The sequence below is a fragment of the Sphingomonas sp. genome (genome assembly GCF_031372575.1).
Lineage (GTDB): Bacteria > Pseudomonadota > Alphaproteobacteria > Sphingomonadales > Sphingomonadaceae > Sphingomicrobium.
In genome coordinates this window covers 105,190-118,520 of sequence record NZ_JANMLM010000058.1, presented here as the reverse complement: position 1 = coordinate 118,520, position 13,331 = coordinate 105,190, and the positions used below count along the sequence as shown (strand labels likewise).

The window sequence follows — 13,331 nt, the reverse complement described above, 5'->3', positions numbered from 1 at the left end:
ATTTTTTGGGCACACAGGCTCGAAGTTGGTCTAAGCCCCGCACCGTGACCCGCATCAAAATTGCCAGCTGGAACATCAACTCGGTCCGCGCGCGGCTGCCGATTGTCGAGCGATTCCTCAAGATCGAACAGCCCGATATCCTGTGCTTGCAGGAAACCAAGGCGATGGATTCGGTGTTCCCGGCCGAGCTGTTCCGCCGGCTCGGCTACGTCCACCACAAGCTCAACGGGCAAAAGATGCACCACGGGGTGGCGATCATCTCCAAGGTGCCGCTGCATGATGAGGGACGCCACGACTGGCAGGACAATGGCGAAGCGCGGCATGTCGGCGCGCGGCTCGATTGCGGGATCCGGCTCGAGAATGTCTATGTCCCCGCTGGCGGCGACGTACCCGACCGGACGGTCAACCCAAAGTTCGGGCAGAAGCTCGACTTCATCCAACGCATGACGCGCTGGTCGGAAAAACTGGCTGAACCAACCTTGATCGTCGGCGATTTTAACGTCGCGCCGCTGGAATGCGACGTGTGGAGCCACAAGGCACTGATCGACGTGGTCAGCCATACCCCGATCGAGATCGAGGCGCTGGGCCAATTGCAGGCAGCGCATGATTGGGTCGACCTTGGCCGGCAATTCGTGCCCGCGCCCGAGCGCTGCTTCACCTGGTGGAGCTACCGATCGCCCGATTTCACCAAGAATGATCGCGGCCGCCGACTCGACCATATGTGGGCCAGCCCGACACTTGCGGGTCAGGCGGTGGCGCATGTCGTGCATGAGCCGGTGCGGTCGTGGGAGCGGCCGTCGGACCATGTTCCGCTGGTGGTCGAGCTCGAGGTTTGAACCACCCCACGCTTGAGCAGGCGATCGCCGCTCTGGCCGGTGGACGACCGGTGCAGATCGGGGCGCTGACCTTGCTGTCGATCGAAACCGCCAAGGATGCGGCGCTTGATCGGAGTGAGCCGACGGCACTGATCGTCAGCGCGGGACGCGGCGCCGCGCTCGGGCTGGGTAACCGCCGCGACATGGTGCCGGGACAGCCGGTGCGGATCGAGCGGAGCGACTGGCTGGAACGCGATCTGGTTCGCACACTGGCCGACCCGGGCCGCGATTTCGATCGCATCATCCCGGGCCCTTTGACCGTGACGTCGTCCAATGATCCGCGGGCCGCCGCCGCCGGATTGCGGCTGGCGCGGCTGGCAGGGCTGGTCCCGGCGCTGTGGGAAGTCGCGCCAGACGACTCTGCACTGGCGATCGATCCCGACCTGATCAGCGCCCCCGCGACTGTCCACCTCGCCGCCCGCGCGAAACTCCCGATCGACGGCATCAGCGACACCCAGATCGTCGCCTTCCGCGAGGATGGCACCGGCGCCGAGCATGTCGCATTGCTGATCGGCGCGCCGGGGGGCAAACCGCCGCTTGTCCGCCTGCACAGCGAATGCCTGACCGGCGACGTGTTCGGCAGCCTGAAATGCGACTGCGGCCCGCAATTGCGCGAGGCATTGCGGCTGATCGAGCAAAGCGGCGGCGGAATCTTGCTCTACCTCCGCCAGGAAGGCCGCGGGATCGGGCTGGCCAACAAGATTCGCGCTTATGCGCTGCAGGATCGCGGGCTCGACACAGTCGATGCCAACCGCCGGCTGGGGTTTGCGGACGACGAGCGCGATTATGGCAGCGCGGCGGCGATGCTGCGCGCATTGGGCGCAAGCGAGGTGCGGCTGCTAACCAATAATCCGGCCAAGGTCGCGGGGCTTGAGGCAGCGGGGATCAAGGTTGCCGAGCGAGTGGCGCACCATTTGCCGACCAACCCGCATAATGCCAACTATATCGCGACCAAGCGCGACCGCAGCGGGCATCTGGCCTAGCTGAACAGTGCCGATCCCACCCGAACGTGGGTCGCGCCAAGCTTCACGGCGATCTCGTAATCCGCGCTCATCCCCATCGACAGGCCCCCAGAACTGCCGACGACGTCATGCCGCCGCGCCAACTCACTGAGAAAGGCGAAGAATGGCGCTGGCTCCAGCTCGGCCGGGGGAATGCACATCAGCCCGGCGAATGGCAGCGGCGAGGCGCGCACTGCGGTGATGAAGTCGCCGAGGTCGGCCGGGGCGACTCCGCCCTTCTGCTCCTCCTGCCCGACATTGACCTGAACGAAGCAAGCAGGAAAACGACCGGCCTTGGTTGCTGCCACCGACAACGCATCGAGCAATGACCGCCGATCGAGCGAGTGGATCATATCGAACAGCGCCACCGCGTCCGTCGCCTTGTTCGATTGTAGTTGGCCGATCATGTGCAGCCGCACGTCGGGATAGGCAGCGCGCAGAGCGGGCCACTTCTCGGCCGCCTCCTGCACTCGGTTTTCACCGAAATCGCGCTGCCCGGCGGCAATCAGCGACTCGATCTGCACAACACTGCGGGTCTTGGACACCGCGATCAGGGTGATTTCGGCCAGCGGGCGGCGCGCAAGCTTGGCCGACGCGGCGATATGATCGCGCACGGTGGCGAGGTCGTTCACCCGGTCAGCAGTTAGAATTTGAAGGCAGTGCCGACGTAAACCGCTTGGCTATCGCGACGGTCGTCCTTGAGCGCTGATTCGCGCTCGCGATCGACCTTGTAGCGAACGCCCCCGGTCAGCGCGACCGAGCGGCTCAGCGCATAGGCGCCGCCCACATCGAGCGCGAACGCCTTGTCACGGCCAAGCGCAGGAGCCTGGCTGCCATCGCTGCGCTCGGCGAGCGCGGCGACCCGGCCAGTGATCCGCTTGTTGAGCGAATAATTGAGCCCGACCACGGCTGATTCCTTGCCACCAGCGGCAAGGCCGATGGTGCGGACCCGGGCGACATCGCCCGTGACCGCGAACCGGCGCCAACCGACCGACATGCCGAGGTTGTAACTTGCCGGCGTGACCAGGCCGACGGTCGAGGCCAACGCATCGCCTTGGCGCGCATTAGGCTCGGCGCGGGCGCGGATCGCGACGCGGACTTGCGACGGACGTCCCTTGGGCGCGGCGGGGGTGAATTTGAAGTCGGCCAAGGCATTGCCGCGATTGGCAAACGCCGCCGCCAGCTTGGGATCGGCGGTGGCCGGCGTGAAACTTCCGACCCGATCGAATGACAACGAAATCGCCGGCGGGCGCTTGGCCTCGGGCCGGGTCGCGGCGACGGCGGGCAAGACGAGCAGAGCCACAGCGCTCAACGCGCCTGCCCACATCCCAATCTGCTTAACCCGATGCGCCACGTGAAAACGACTCCTTACCAGTGGGATATAGCTCTTTGCGGGCGATAGTTCCAATGGAGGGGCACACTTAACTTCCGTCTGTTGCGCTAAGGTTACAATGCTGTCGCGCAGATGAACGCCCGGTCAGGCTGTGCTTGGCGCTTGCGGAGGGGGCCGGAGCATCTATAACGCCGAGCTAACGACCCACCCCCAAACGCTAGGAAGCGCCATGTCCCGCTTGCCCGTCACCGCCGTTCTCATTGCATCGCTCGCGCTTGGCGCGTCGGCGTGTGCGCGCAACAAGGAACTTCCCAGCCGGATGGCACCGTCGCGGATGACGTCGATCGGGGTCAATGCCTATCTGTGGAAGGCAGCGATCGACACCGTATCGTTCGCGCCCCTGCTTCAGGCCGATTCGAACGGCGGGGTGATCGTCACCGACTGGTACGCCAGCCCGACTAACCCCGGGGAGCGGATCAAGCTGACCATTTCGATCCTCGACCAGGATTTGCGCGCCGATGCGCTTCGAGTCGCCGCCAGCCGCCAGATCAACCAGAATGGCACTTGGGTCGACGCCCCGGTCGCTGCAGCCACGGTGCAGAAACTGGAAGACATCATCTTGACCCGCGCCCGCGACCTGCGCCGCGCCAGCGTCGGCTAAGCAGTAGGATTTTCTAGTCCACCCCCCCTGTGCAGGCGCGTGGCGGTTGCTTAGGGACGGGGCATGGTGGACCACAACGATAAAGCATTGACCGACCGCTTCGACGCCGGGGCAGCCGACGTGCGCTGGCAGTCGGCATGGGATGCGGCGCAAAGTTTCGTCGCTGACAGCGCCAGCCCCAAGCCCAAAAGCTATGTGCTCGAAATGTTTCCCTACCCCTCGGGGCGGATTCACATGGGCCATGTCCGCAATTACACGATGGGCGACGTGCTCGCCCGGTTCCGCCGCATGCAGGGCTTCGAAGTGCTTCACCCGATGGGCTGGGACGCATTCGGCATGCCGGCCGAAAATGCGGCGATGGAGAAAAAGGTTCATCCCGGCGCGTGGACCCGCGAGAATATTGCGGCGATGCGCGGGCAATTGAAACGGATCGGCTTTGCGCTCGACTGGAGCCGTGAATTAGCCACCTGCGAGCCCGATTATTACGGCCATGAGCAGGCGCTGTTCCTCGATTTGATGTCGGCGGGGCTGGTTTACCGCAAGGAAAGCGAGGTCAATTGGGACCCGGTCGACATGACGGTGCTCGCCAATGAGCAGGTAATCGACGGCAAGGGCTGGCGATCGGGCGCGCCGGTGGTCCGCAAGAAACTCAGCCAGTGGTTCCTCAAAATCACCGACTTCGCCGAAGAATTGCTGCACGGGCTGAGCCACCTCGACGATTGGCCCGACAAGGTTCGGCTGATGCAGGAAAATTGGATCGGCAAGAGTCAGGGGCTGCAATTCTGCTTCCGTCTGGCGGGCGACGTGCCGGGCACCAATGCCTGCGATGTCGAGGTCTTCACCACCCGTCCTGACACGATCTTCGGCGCCAGCTTTGTTGCACTTTCGCCGGGACATCCAATCGCCGAAGCGCTGGCGGCGCAGGACCCAAAGGTTGCCGAGTTCCTGGTCAAGGCGCGCGCTGGGGGCACGACGGCGGCCGAGATCGAGACCGCCGAAAAGCTTGGCTATGACACCAAACTCGAAGTCATCCATCCGCTCGATCCGACGCGCAAATTGCCGGTTTGGATCGCCAATTTCGTGTTGATGGATTATGGTACCGGGGCGCTATTCGGGGTTCCCGCGCACGACGTCCGCGATTATGAATTCGCAACCAAATATAAATTGCCGATCCGCCGCGTGGTCGCCGCCGACGCCAGCGGGGCGGACTCGCCGTTGGTCGAGGCCGAGACTGGCGCGGGGGTCGCGGTCAATTCCGGCTTCCTCGATGGCCTGACCAGCGCCGACGCCTCCGCCGAGATCATCAAGCGCGCCGAAACCGCTGGCTGGGGCAAGGGCAAGACCCAATATCGCCTGCGCGACTGGGGCGTCAGCCGCCAGCGTTACTGGGGTACGCCGATCCCGATCATCCATTGCGACACCTGCGGCCCGGTCGGGGTGCCGCGCGATCAACTGCCGATCGTGCTGCCCGAGGATGTCAGCTTCGAATTGCCCGGCAACCCGCTCGATCGTCACGATTCATGGCGGCTGGTCGCTTGCCCAACGTGTGGCGGCAAAGCGCGGCGCGAGACCGACACGCTCGACACGTTTGTCGATTCCAGCTGGTATTTCATCCGCTTCGCCAGCCAGCCCAAGGACCGGCCGTTCGACCGCGCGGAGGCCGAGGCGTGGCTTCCGGTCGGCCAATATATCGGCGGGGTCGAGCATGCGATCCTCCACTTGCTCTACGCCCGCTTCTGGACCCGCGCGCTCGAACGGATCGGGATGCTGTCGGTCAAGGAACCGTTCGCCGGGCTGTTCACGCAAGGAATGGTCACCCACGAAACGTATCAGAGCGCCGACGGCCGCTGGCTCACGCCAAGCGAGATCAAGATTGGCGATGGAGGCGCGATTGTCGAGAGCGCGAGCGGTGGCGGGGTGACCCGCGGCCGGATCGAGAAAATGTCCAAGTCGAAGAAGAACACGATCGATCCCGAGCCGATCCTCGACCGCTATGGCGCCGACGCGGTGCGCTGGTTCATGCTCAGCGATTCGCCCCCCGAGCGCGATCTCGAATGGTCCGAAAGCGGGATCGAGGGCGCGGCGCGCTTCGTCCAGCGGGTGTGGCGCCTCGCCATTGCCCCGGCGGGCAATCAGGGCGAAGACGGCGCCCTCCAGCGCAAACTCCACCGCGCGATTTTCGCTGTTGGCGAAGCGATCGACGGGCTGCAGTTCAACAAATCGGTCGCCGCGCTCTACGAGCTGACCAGCGCGATCGAGAAGGCCAGGCCCTCCGCCACCCGCGACGAGGCGATCCGTACGTTGTTGCTGCTCGTCGCGCCGGGCGCGCCGCATCTCGCCGAGGAAGCCTGGGCCAAACGCGGCGAAAGCGGGATGATCGCCGACGCCGCCTGGCCAAGTCACGACCCCGCCTTGCTGGTCGACGAAACGGTGACGCTGGCGATCCAGGTCAACGGCAAATTGCGCGACACCGTGTCGGTCGCGCGCGGCATGGCCAAGGACGCGGTCGAGGCGCTCGCGCTTGCCTCGCCCAAGGTGCAGGCGCAACTGGCGGGTGCAAGCCCACGCAAGGTGATTGTAGTTCCCGACCGGCTGGTCAATATCGTCGCATGATCCGCACCCTGTTCCTCGCCTTTGGTCTCGCCACGCTCACCGCCTGCGGGCTCCAACCGATGTACGCCGGTGGGGCGAGCGGGACGGTCGCCACCTCGCTGCGCTCGATCCAGGTGCAGAATATCCCCGGCAAGGGCGGCTGGCTGGTGCGCAATGCCCTGGTCAGCAAGCTTGGCGGCGAGTCGAACGCTACGGCCGCTTATCGCCTCGATGTCGAGCTCGACGACAATATCACCGGCTTCGGCATTCGCGGTGACCGCGCCACCACCCGCGAACGGCGCACGTTGCGTGCCCGCTATCGGCTGATCGACCTGTCGACCGGCGCGGTCGTACTCGATGCCACGGCGGGTTCAGACGCGGGGATCGACGTTGTCTCTTCGCAATATGCCACCATCGCTGCCGAGCAGACCGCGCTTGAGCGACTGACCGGGGTGGTCGCCGACCAGATTGTCTCGCGACTGGCCTTGTTCATCGCCCGCACCGCCCCCGCACGATGACAGCGCCGCGATGAAGATCGCTCCGGCGCAGGCGGCGCGGGCGGTGGACAAGCCCGATCCGGCGGTTCGTTTCTACTTGTTCTACGGCCCCGACGACGCCGGATCGCGGCATCTAGCGATTCGCTTGATCGGCGCGCTGGGGGCGGAGAAATTCGCCATTTCCGCTGCTGCGATCAAGGCCGATCCGGCGGTGCTGGCCGACGAAGCCAGCGCGATGGCCTTGTTTGGCGGGCCGCGCGCGATCTGGATCGAACCGGCTGGTGAGGAAATTGCCGACGGGGTCGCCAGCGTGCTCGACGGCGCGTCGGTCGAAAGCCCGGTGATCGCCATTGCGGGGGCGCTGCGCAAGACATCGGGGCTGCTCAAACTGGCCGAGGGGCACCGCAGCGCGGTGGCGATGATCTCTTACGTTCCCGAGGGCCGCGATGCCGACCAGATGGTAATAAGCGCGGGCCGCAGCGAGGGTTTGCGCATCGAGCGCGATGTCGCCTCGCGCCTCGCGGCAGCGTGCGGCAATAATCTCGCGATCGTCGCGCAGGAATTGGCCAAGTTTGCGATCTTCCTCGACGCCGCGCCCGATCGTCCGCGCGATTTGTCGAACGAGGTGATCGACCTGCTCGGCGCCGATTCGGCTGACGGCAATCTGATGCGGCTGGGCGATCTCGCCTTGGCCGGTGATACGGGCGAGCTGATCGAGGAGTTCGACCGCGCCGCCTTGGTGCCCGGTGAGACCATCCCGGTCGTCCGCGCGCTCCAGCGCCGCTTGGTCCAGATTGCCCCGTTGCGCGCCAAGGTCGAGCAGGGCGAGCGCGTTGATGGCGTCATGGCGTCAATGGGCAAGTCATTGTTCTGGAAGGACAAACCGCTAATGCAGCGGCTGCTTACCAATTGGAATGCCGAGCGGATCGCGCAGGCGATGGAGCGTGCTGCGGCGGTCGAGCGTGCCGCCATGCTGACCGACGAGCCGCCGATCGCTGCGCTGGGCGAGGAATTGCTGACGATCGCGCGCGCCGCTGGCAGACGGCGCTAGATTGGCTCGCCGGACAGACGCTGGCAGATCATGTCGAGCTGGTCGAGGCTCGAATAAGCCAGGCTGACCGTCCCGCCCGCGCCGACGTGGCTGACCTTCACCTTCAATCCGAGCAGATCGCCCAATTGCCGCTCGAGCGCCGCCAAATCGGCATCGACCGGGCGATTGTTGCGCGCCGATGCCCGCCCGATGTCGCTCCCCGCGCCGGGACGGACCTGCTTGGCCAATTGCTCGGCCTGCCGGACGCTGAGTCCGCCGGCGACGATTTTCTTCGCTAATAATTCGGGTTCTTCGGCATTGGCGACCGCGCGCGCATGCCCCATAGTGAGATCGCCCCGCATTAGCATTTGCTGGACCATCGGCGGTAAGCTCAACAATCTCAATAAGTTAGCGACATGGCTGCGCGACTTGCCGACCAGTTTCGCGGCCGCATCCTGCCCGTGACCATGATTGGCGATCAACGCGCGATAGCCCTCAGCCTCCTCGATCGCGTTGAGATCCTGGCGCTGGATATTCTCGATCAGCGCAATCTCGGCGTTCGACGATTCATCGTCCGCCCGGATCAGCGCCGGAATCGTGTGGACCTGCGCCTTTTGCGCTGCCCGCCAGCGCCGCTCGCCGGCAATAATCTCGAACCCGTCACCGACGCTCCGCACCAAAATCGGCTGCAACACGCCGTGGCGCGCAATCGATTCCGCCAATTCGGCCAGGCTATCCTCGTCGAAATGCTTGCGCGGCTGGTCGGGGTTGGGGCGGATCCGCGCCACCGCGATCGACTGCACCCCCGACGCCTGCCCCTCGGCCGCTGCTGCATCGACCAGCCGCGTCGCATCGCCCAGCAAGGCGCTTAGTCCGCGCCCCAGACCATGCTTCTTTGGATCGCTCATGCCGCCACCGCTTCGGTCTGGATTCGCAATCGCGCCATCACTTCGCGCGCGAGCCGGATATAGGCTTCCGATCCCGGGCATTTGAGGTCGTAAATCAATGCCGGCAAGCCGTGGCTTGGGGCTTCGGACAGGCGCACGTTGCGCGGGATCACCGTCTCGAACACCGCCACGCCGAGGCACGCGCGGACATCATCGGCGACCTGCGCCGACAGATTGTTGCGCCGATCGAACATCGTCAGCGCGACCCCCAATATCGCCAGCGACGGATTGAACGACACCCGCACCCGCTCGACCGTCTGGAGCAATTGCGACAGCCCCTCGAGCGCAAAGAATTCGCACTGCAGCGGCACCAGCAACTGCTGCGCTGCGACCATGGCGTTCAAGGTCAGCAGCCCGAGCGACGGCGGGCAATCGATCAGGCACACGTCCCACCGCCCAGCGGGCGCGGCGTCGAGCGCATTGGTCAGTCTATGCGTGCGCTGGTCCATGTCGACTAGCTCGATCTCCGCCCCCGACAGATCAACCGTCGCAGGAACCAGGTCGAGCCGCGGCACCCGCGTCGTCACGGCTGCATCAACCACCGAGGAGCGCCCGATCAGCACGTCATAGCTCGACGTCTTGCGCGCCTCATGTCCGACGCCGAGCCCGGTCGAGGCATTGCCCTGCGGATCGAGATCGACCAGCAGCACATTCCAGCCGATCGCTGCGAGCGCGGTGGCCAGGTTGATCGCGGTGGTGGTCTTGCCCACTCCGCCCTTTTGATTGGCGACGACGATTCTGATCATTACTTTCCCCTCGCCCTGCTCACTCGTCGCACCCCCGAAGCGATGAGTATCCGCGCGTCTGGATCAGTCCGGCTCGGTTCGAGCCTGAACGCACCCTGCCATGACTTGCGGGCTTCATCCAGTTCCCATTTCGCGCTTCGCCCTTTGGGCAAGACCCAGATTGTCCCACCATGTGACAAATGCGCCGTCATCGCGAACAGCCGATCGACCGAGGCGACCGCGCGCGCCGTAATAACGCCGTAGCGGGCGCGCGGCACCGCTTCACCCTTCGCCTGAAGCACTGTGACATTGTCGAGTCCCAGCTCGGCCGATGCCCGTTTCAGAAAGTCCGCCCGCAACCGCCGCGGCTCGACTAGCGTCACCGGCGCGCCGGTGATTATCGCGATAATCAGTCCCGGCAACCCCGCCCCCGATCCGACGTCAATCCACGATGCGTCTTCGGGTGCGTAACCGATCAATTGCGCCGCATCGGCGAAATGCCGCGCCCACAAATCGGCTTCGGTCGATTTGGAAATCAGATTCTGCACCTGATTCTCGGCGATCAGGAAATCAGCGAACCGCTCGAGCATCGCCAATGTTTCACGTGAAACATCTCTACCCAGTAGTTCGGCGACGACATCACTCATGCCGCGCGGCGCACCGAAGCAAAGTGCAACACAGCGAGCGCAGCCGGCGTAATCCCCGCGATTCGCGACGCCTGGTCGATCGTCTCGGGGCGCGCCGCGCTCAATCGCTCGACGGACTCGTTCGACAGGCCCGCTACGGTCGCAAAGTCGAGCGCCGCCGGAATCCGAATCGTCCGGTCGCGATGCAACGCTGCCCATTCGCGATCCTGTCGCTCGACATAAGGCGCGTACATTTCATCCGCTTGGCCTTCCGCAGTAGCCGCCCAGTCTGGTCCTGCCCGGTCAACAAGATGCGCCTCGATCTGGCGCTGACGCTCGGTCGAGATGCCCATCGCCAACGCCTCACCACCAAGCCGCGTGGTTGCATTGTCGGCGCGAAGAGACAGCCGATATTCGGCCCGCGCGGTCATCATTCGATAGGGTTCGGTGACGCCCTGCAAGGTCAGATCGTCGATCATCACCCCGATGTACGACGATCGCCGGTCGAAGCGATGTGGCGCAATCCCAAGCGCGGATGCTGCAGCATTGAGGCCCGCCGCGAGCCCTTGCGACGCCGCCTCCTCATAACCGGTGGTGCCGTTAATCTGCCCGGAAAGGAACAAGCCAGGTACGGATGAATGTTCCAGCGTCGTTCCCAATTTGCGCGCATCGGCATATTCATAGTCGACCGCATAGCCCGGCCTTATGATCCGCGCCCGCTCAAGCCCGTCAATACTGTTGACGAAGCGCTGCTGAACATCCGCAGGAAGCGAAGTGCTGATCCCGTTTGGATAGACCAATGCGCTAGTCAGCCCCTCGGGCTCGAGGAAAATCTGGTGACCGTCACGGTCGCCGAACCGACGGATCTTGTCCTCGATCGACGGACAGTAACGCGGCCCCCGCCCCTCGATCGCCCCGGCGAACAATGGCGACCGGTCAAAGTTCGCTGCGATCAGCTCGTGGGTTGCGGCGTTGGTGCGGGTGATCGCGCAAGCCAGCTGCGGCGGCCCGTCGTGCAACGGCAATGCCGACATCGACCATGCTTCGACGTCACTCGGCTGCGGTGCAAGCCTGGCCCAGTCGATCGTCCGCCCATCTAGGCGCGGCGGTGTCCCGGTCTTGAGTCGACCCTGTGCAACGCCCCATTCGCGTAGCTGATGCGCAAGCGGGACTGCCGCTCGTTCATCGCGGCGCCCGCCAGCGACCTGCTGCATCCCGCAAAACAGTTTCGCGTCGAGGAAGGTGCCGGTCGCGATCACAATCGCACTGGCCTTAATCTCTTGACCGCCCGAAAGCCGCAGTCCGGACACACGACCACCGCCGATCAGCACTTCCTCCGCTTCGCCGACGATAATCGTTAACCCGGTCGCCCGCATCGCCGCCTGCATCGCGGCCTGGTACAGCGCCCGGTCGGCTTGGACACGCGGTCCATGCACCGCGCTTCCCTTGCTGCGGTTGAGCATCCGCCGATGGATCGCGGCCTGGTCCGCCGCGCGCGCCATCAGGCCGTCGAACACGTCGAGTTCGCGCACAAGATGGCCCTTGCCGACGCCGCCGATCGACGGGTTGCAGCTCATCTGGCCAATGTCCTCTGCGCGGAAGGTGATCAGCCCGACGCGCGCGCCACGACGTGCCGCCGCGGCGGCGGCTTCGCACCCCGCGTGACCCGCGCCAATGACCAATATGTCGAACATGACAGTCGCCTTAGACGATATCCGACGGGAATTGCAGATGTTTCACGTGGAACATCACTTGCCGAGGCAGAATCGCCCGAACAGCGCGTCGAGCATATCCTCCACCCCCGATCGTCCCGTCATCCGATCAAAGGCTTCGCGCGCCCGGCGAAGCGCGTCTGCAACAATTTCGATCTGGCCGCTCGCCGCATCGCCCAGCGCCGATTCAGCCACGGCCAGACAGTCGGCCTGGCGCCGATTGAGCGATAGGTCACCTTCGGCAGGAATGATCGCTCGGGCTTCAATCATCAGCCGGTCAACCAAGTGCGAAAGTCCCGTTCCCAATGTCGAGGAAACTGCGATCGACCCTATCGGTGCCGCGCCGCGCTCGGGCAAATCGGCGCGGGCGTGGACCGGGATCATTCGGCCGTGATCGGGCGCATCTGCAGGCTCGCCTAGCCACAACAGGATATCCGCGCGTTCTGCCTCTGCCGCCGCCCGCCTGACCCCGATCTGCTCGACTTCATCGTCACTGGGTCGAAGCCCAGCCGTATCGACCAGCACGAACGGGATCCCGCCAATCGCCAGCGGCACTTCAATGACGTCACGCGTGGTCCCCGCAACTGACGTCACAATTGCCCGATCAACACCTGTCAAGGCATTGATAATGCTTGATTTTCCGACATTCGGTGGTCCGGCCGCGACGACTCGCACACCGTCCTTCAGCGCCTCGGTTCGCGGTCGGGCAAGCCACGCGGCAAGCTCGTCGGCCAGCGCCAGCGCTTCCCCCGCCAGCCTGCGCTCATCCGCCGCTGTCTCCTCCTCGTCGCCGACATAATCGATCGCCGCCTCGGCCCGCGCCGACAGTATCACCACCGCCTCGCGCCACGCCTCGACCTGCCGCCGGAGCCCGCCGTCGGCATTGCGCATTGCCGCGCGCCGTTGCGATTCGGTCTCGGCTTCGAGCAGGTCGGCGAGCCCTTCCGCTTCGGTCAGGTCGATCCGCCCGTTGGCAAATGCGCGGCGCGTGAATTCGCCCGGCTCCGCAGCGCGCATCCTGGGCAATCTGCCAAGCGCGGCGAGCATCGCGTCGACCACTGCCTGACCCCCATGGCATTGATATTCAACGACATTCTCACCCGTCGCCGACGCTGGCCCGTCGAACCGCAACACCAGGCATTGGTCGATCAGCTCATCCCCATCATATGATGCTCGCAGTACGACTCGCCGCGCCACCGGCAGTGGCCCGCACAACACCTCGGCCGCCGCAAAAGCATCCGGCCCGCTGCTCCTGATCACCGCCACCGCGCACGGCGGCCGACCGCTCGACAATGCGAAGATCGTGTCGGTCAGGCCCTCCGTCCGGCTCAC

13 protein-coding genes are annotated in these 13,331 nt (G+C 64.9%); 6 read left to right on the top strand and 7 right to left on the bottom strand.

Going from position 1 to position 13,331, the window contains the following annotated elements:
- Positions 1-53: 53 nt before the first annotated feature.
- Both xth and ribA read left to right on the top strand, forming a co-directional pair.
- Positions 54-836, top strand: a complete 783-nt coding sequence (gene xth, locus RMN73_RS05240; protein WP_309602318.1) for an exodeoxyribonuclease III — start codon at positions 54-56, stop codon at positions 834-836.
- Positions 833-1,858 carry a GTP cyclohydrolase II gene (gene ribA / locus RMN73_RS05235; RefSeq protein WP_309602254.1) on the top strand — a complete coding sequence of 342 codons (1,026 nt, stop codon included), beginning with the start codon at positions 833-835 and terminating at the stop codon, positions 1,856-1,858. The genes xth and ribA overlap by 4 nt, the downstream gene beginning before the upstream one ends.
- Here the strand turns inward: ribA and RMN73_RS05230 are convergent.
- Together RMN73_RS05230 and RMN73_RS05225 are read right to left on the bottom strand one after the other, a co-directional pair.
- Positions 1,855-2,508: a YggS family pyridoxal phosphate-dependent enzyme gene (locus RMN73_RS05230; RefSeq protein ID WP_309602253.1), complete on the bottom strand. Its 654-nt coding sequence runs from the start codon at positions 2,506-2,508 to the stop codon at positions 1,855-1,857. The genes ribA and RMN73_RS05230 overlap by 4 nt on opposite strands.
- Before the next feature lie 11 nt (positions 2,509-2,519).
- Complete coding sequence (locus tag RMN73_RS05225) at positions 2,520-3,179, bottom strand: hypothetical protein (protein ID WP_309602252.1); 660 nt, start codon at positions 3,177-3,179, stop codon at positions 2,520-2,522.
- Positions 3,180-3,438: 259 nt separating this feature from the next.
- On the opposite strand from RMN73_RS05225, the gene RMN73_RS05220 reads away from it, so the two are divergent.
- The 4 genes from RMN73_RS05220 (at position 3,439) to holA (ending at position 8,010) form a co-directional block, all read left to right on the top strand.
- Complete coding sequence (locus RMN73_RS05220; RefSeq protein ID WP_309602251.1) at positions 3,439-3,870, top strand: DUF3576 domain-containing protein; 432 nt, start codon at positions 3,439-3,441, stop codon at positions 3,868-3,870.
- Positions 3,871-3,957: 87 nt separating this feature from the next.
- A complete protein-coding gene (gene leuS / locus RMN73_RS05215; RefSeq protein WP_309602317.1) occupies positions 3,958-6,483 on the top strand; it encodes a leucine--tRNA ligase in 2,526 nt (841 codons plus the stop codon).
- Positions 6,480-6,980 (top strand): LPS assembly lipoprotein LptE, encoded by a 501-nt coding sequence (gene lptE, locus RMN73_RS05210; RefSeq protein ID WP_309602250.1) that lies wholly within the window; start codon positions 6,480-6,482, stop codon positions 6,978-6,980. The genes leuS and lptE overlap by 4 nt, the downstream gene beginning before the upstream one ends.
- 10 nt (positions 6,981-6,990) lie before the next feature.
- Positions 6,991-8,010 carry a DNA polymerase III subunit delta gene (holA, locus tag RMN73_RS05205; RefSeq protein ID WP_309602249.1) on the top strand — a complete coding sequence of 340 codons (1,020 nt, stop codon included), beginning with the start codon at positions 6,991-6,993 and terminating at the stop codon, positions 8,008-8,010.
- Here holA and RMN73_RS05200 read toward each other — a convergent pair.
- From RMN73_RS05200 to mnmE, 5 genes are read right to left on the bottom strand one after another with little or no spacing between them, the layout of a single operon-like run.
- Positions 8,007-8,897: a ParB/RepB/Spo0J family partition protein gene (locus tag RMN73_RS05200; RefSeq protein ID WP_309602248.1), complete on the bottom strand. Its 891-nt coding sequence runs from the start codon at positions 8,895-8,897 to the stop codon at positions 8,007-8,009. The genes holA and RMN73_RS05200 overlap by 4 nt on opposite strands.
- Positions 8,894-9,682 (bottom strand): ParA family protein, encoded by a 789-nt coding sequence (locus tag RMN73_RS05195; RefSeq protein WP_309602247.1) that lies wholly within the window; start codon positions 9,680-9,682, stop codon positions 8,894-8,896. Before RMN73_RS05195 ends, RMN73_RS05200 begins: the two co-directional genes overlap by 4 nt.
- Complete coding sequence (gene rsmG, locus RMN73_RS05190) at positions 9,682-10,308, bottom strand: 16S rRNA (guanine(527)-N(7))-methyltransferase RsmG (RefSeq protein ID WP_309602246.1); 627 nt, start codon at positions 10,306-10,308, stop codon at positions 9,682-9,684. Before rsmG ends, RMN73_RS05195 begins: the two co-directional genes overlap by 1 nt.
- The gene (mnmG, locus tag RMN73_RS05185; protein WP_309602245.1) at positions 10,305-11,981 is read right to left on the bottom strand and encodes a tRNA uridine-5-carboxymethylaminomethyl(34) synthesis enzyme MnmG; all 1,677 of its coding nucleotides are present in this window, start codon (positions 11,979-11,981) and stop codon (positions 10,305-10,307) included. The genes rsmG and mnmG overlap by 4 nt, the downstream gene beginning before the upstream one ends.
- Before the next feature lie 54 nt (positions 11,982-12,035).
- A complete protein-coding gene (mnmE, locus tag RMN73_RS05180) occupies positions 12,036-13,331 on the bottom strand; it encodes a tRNA uridine-5-carboxymethylaminomethyl(34) synthesis GTPase MnmE (protein ID WP_309602244.1) in 1,296 nt (431 codons plus the stop codon).

Bases quoted from the DNA above. Each gene is read 5' to 3' on its own strand.
- RMN73_RS05220 (WP_309602251.1), top strand. From the start codon at position 3,439: ATGTCCCGCTTGCCCGTCACCGCCGTTCTCATTGCATCGCTCGCGCTT.
- lptE (WP_309602250.1), top strand. From the start codon at position 6,480: ATGATCCGCACCCTGTTCCTCGCCTTTGGTCTCGCCACGCTCACCGCC.
- holA (WP_309602249.1), top strand. From the start codon at position 6,991: ATGAAGATCGCTCCGGCGCAGGCGGCGCGGGCGGTGGACAAGCCCGAT.
- RMN73_RS05200 (WP_309602248.1), bottom strand. From the start codon at position 8,897: ATGAGCGATCCAAAGAAGCATGGTCTGGGGCGCGGACTAAGCGCCTTG.
- RMN73_RS05195 (WP_309602247.1), bottom strand. From the start codon at position 9,682: ATGATCAGAATCGTCGTCGCCAATCAAAAGGGCGGAGTGGGCAAGACC.
- rsmG (WP_309602246.1), bottom strand. From the start codon at position 10,308: ATGAGTGATGTCGTCGCCGAACTACTGGGTAGAGATGTTTCACGTGAA.
- mnmG (WP_309602245.1), bottom strand. From the start codon at position 11,981: ATGTTCGACATATTGGTCATTGGCGCGGGTCACGCGGGGTGCGAAGCC.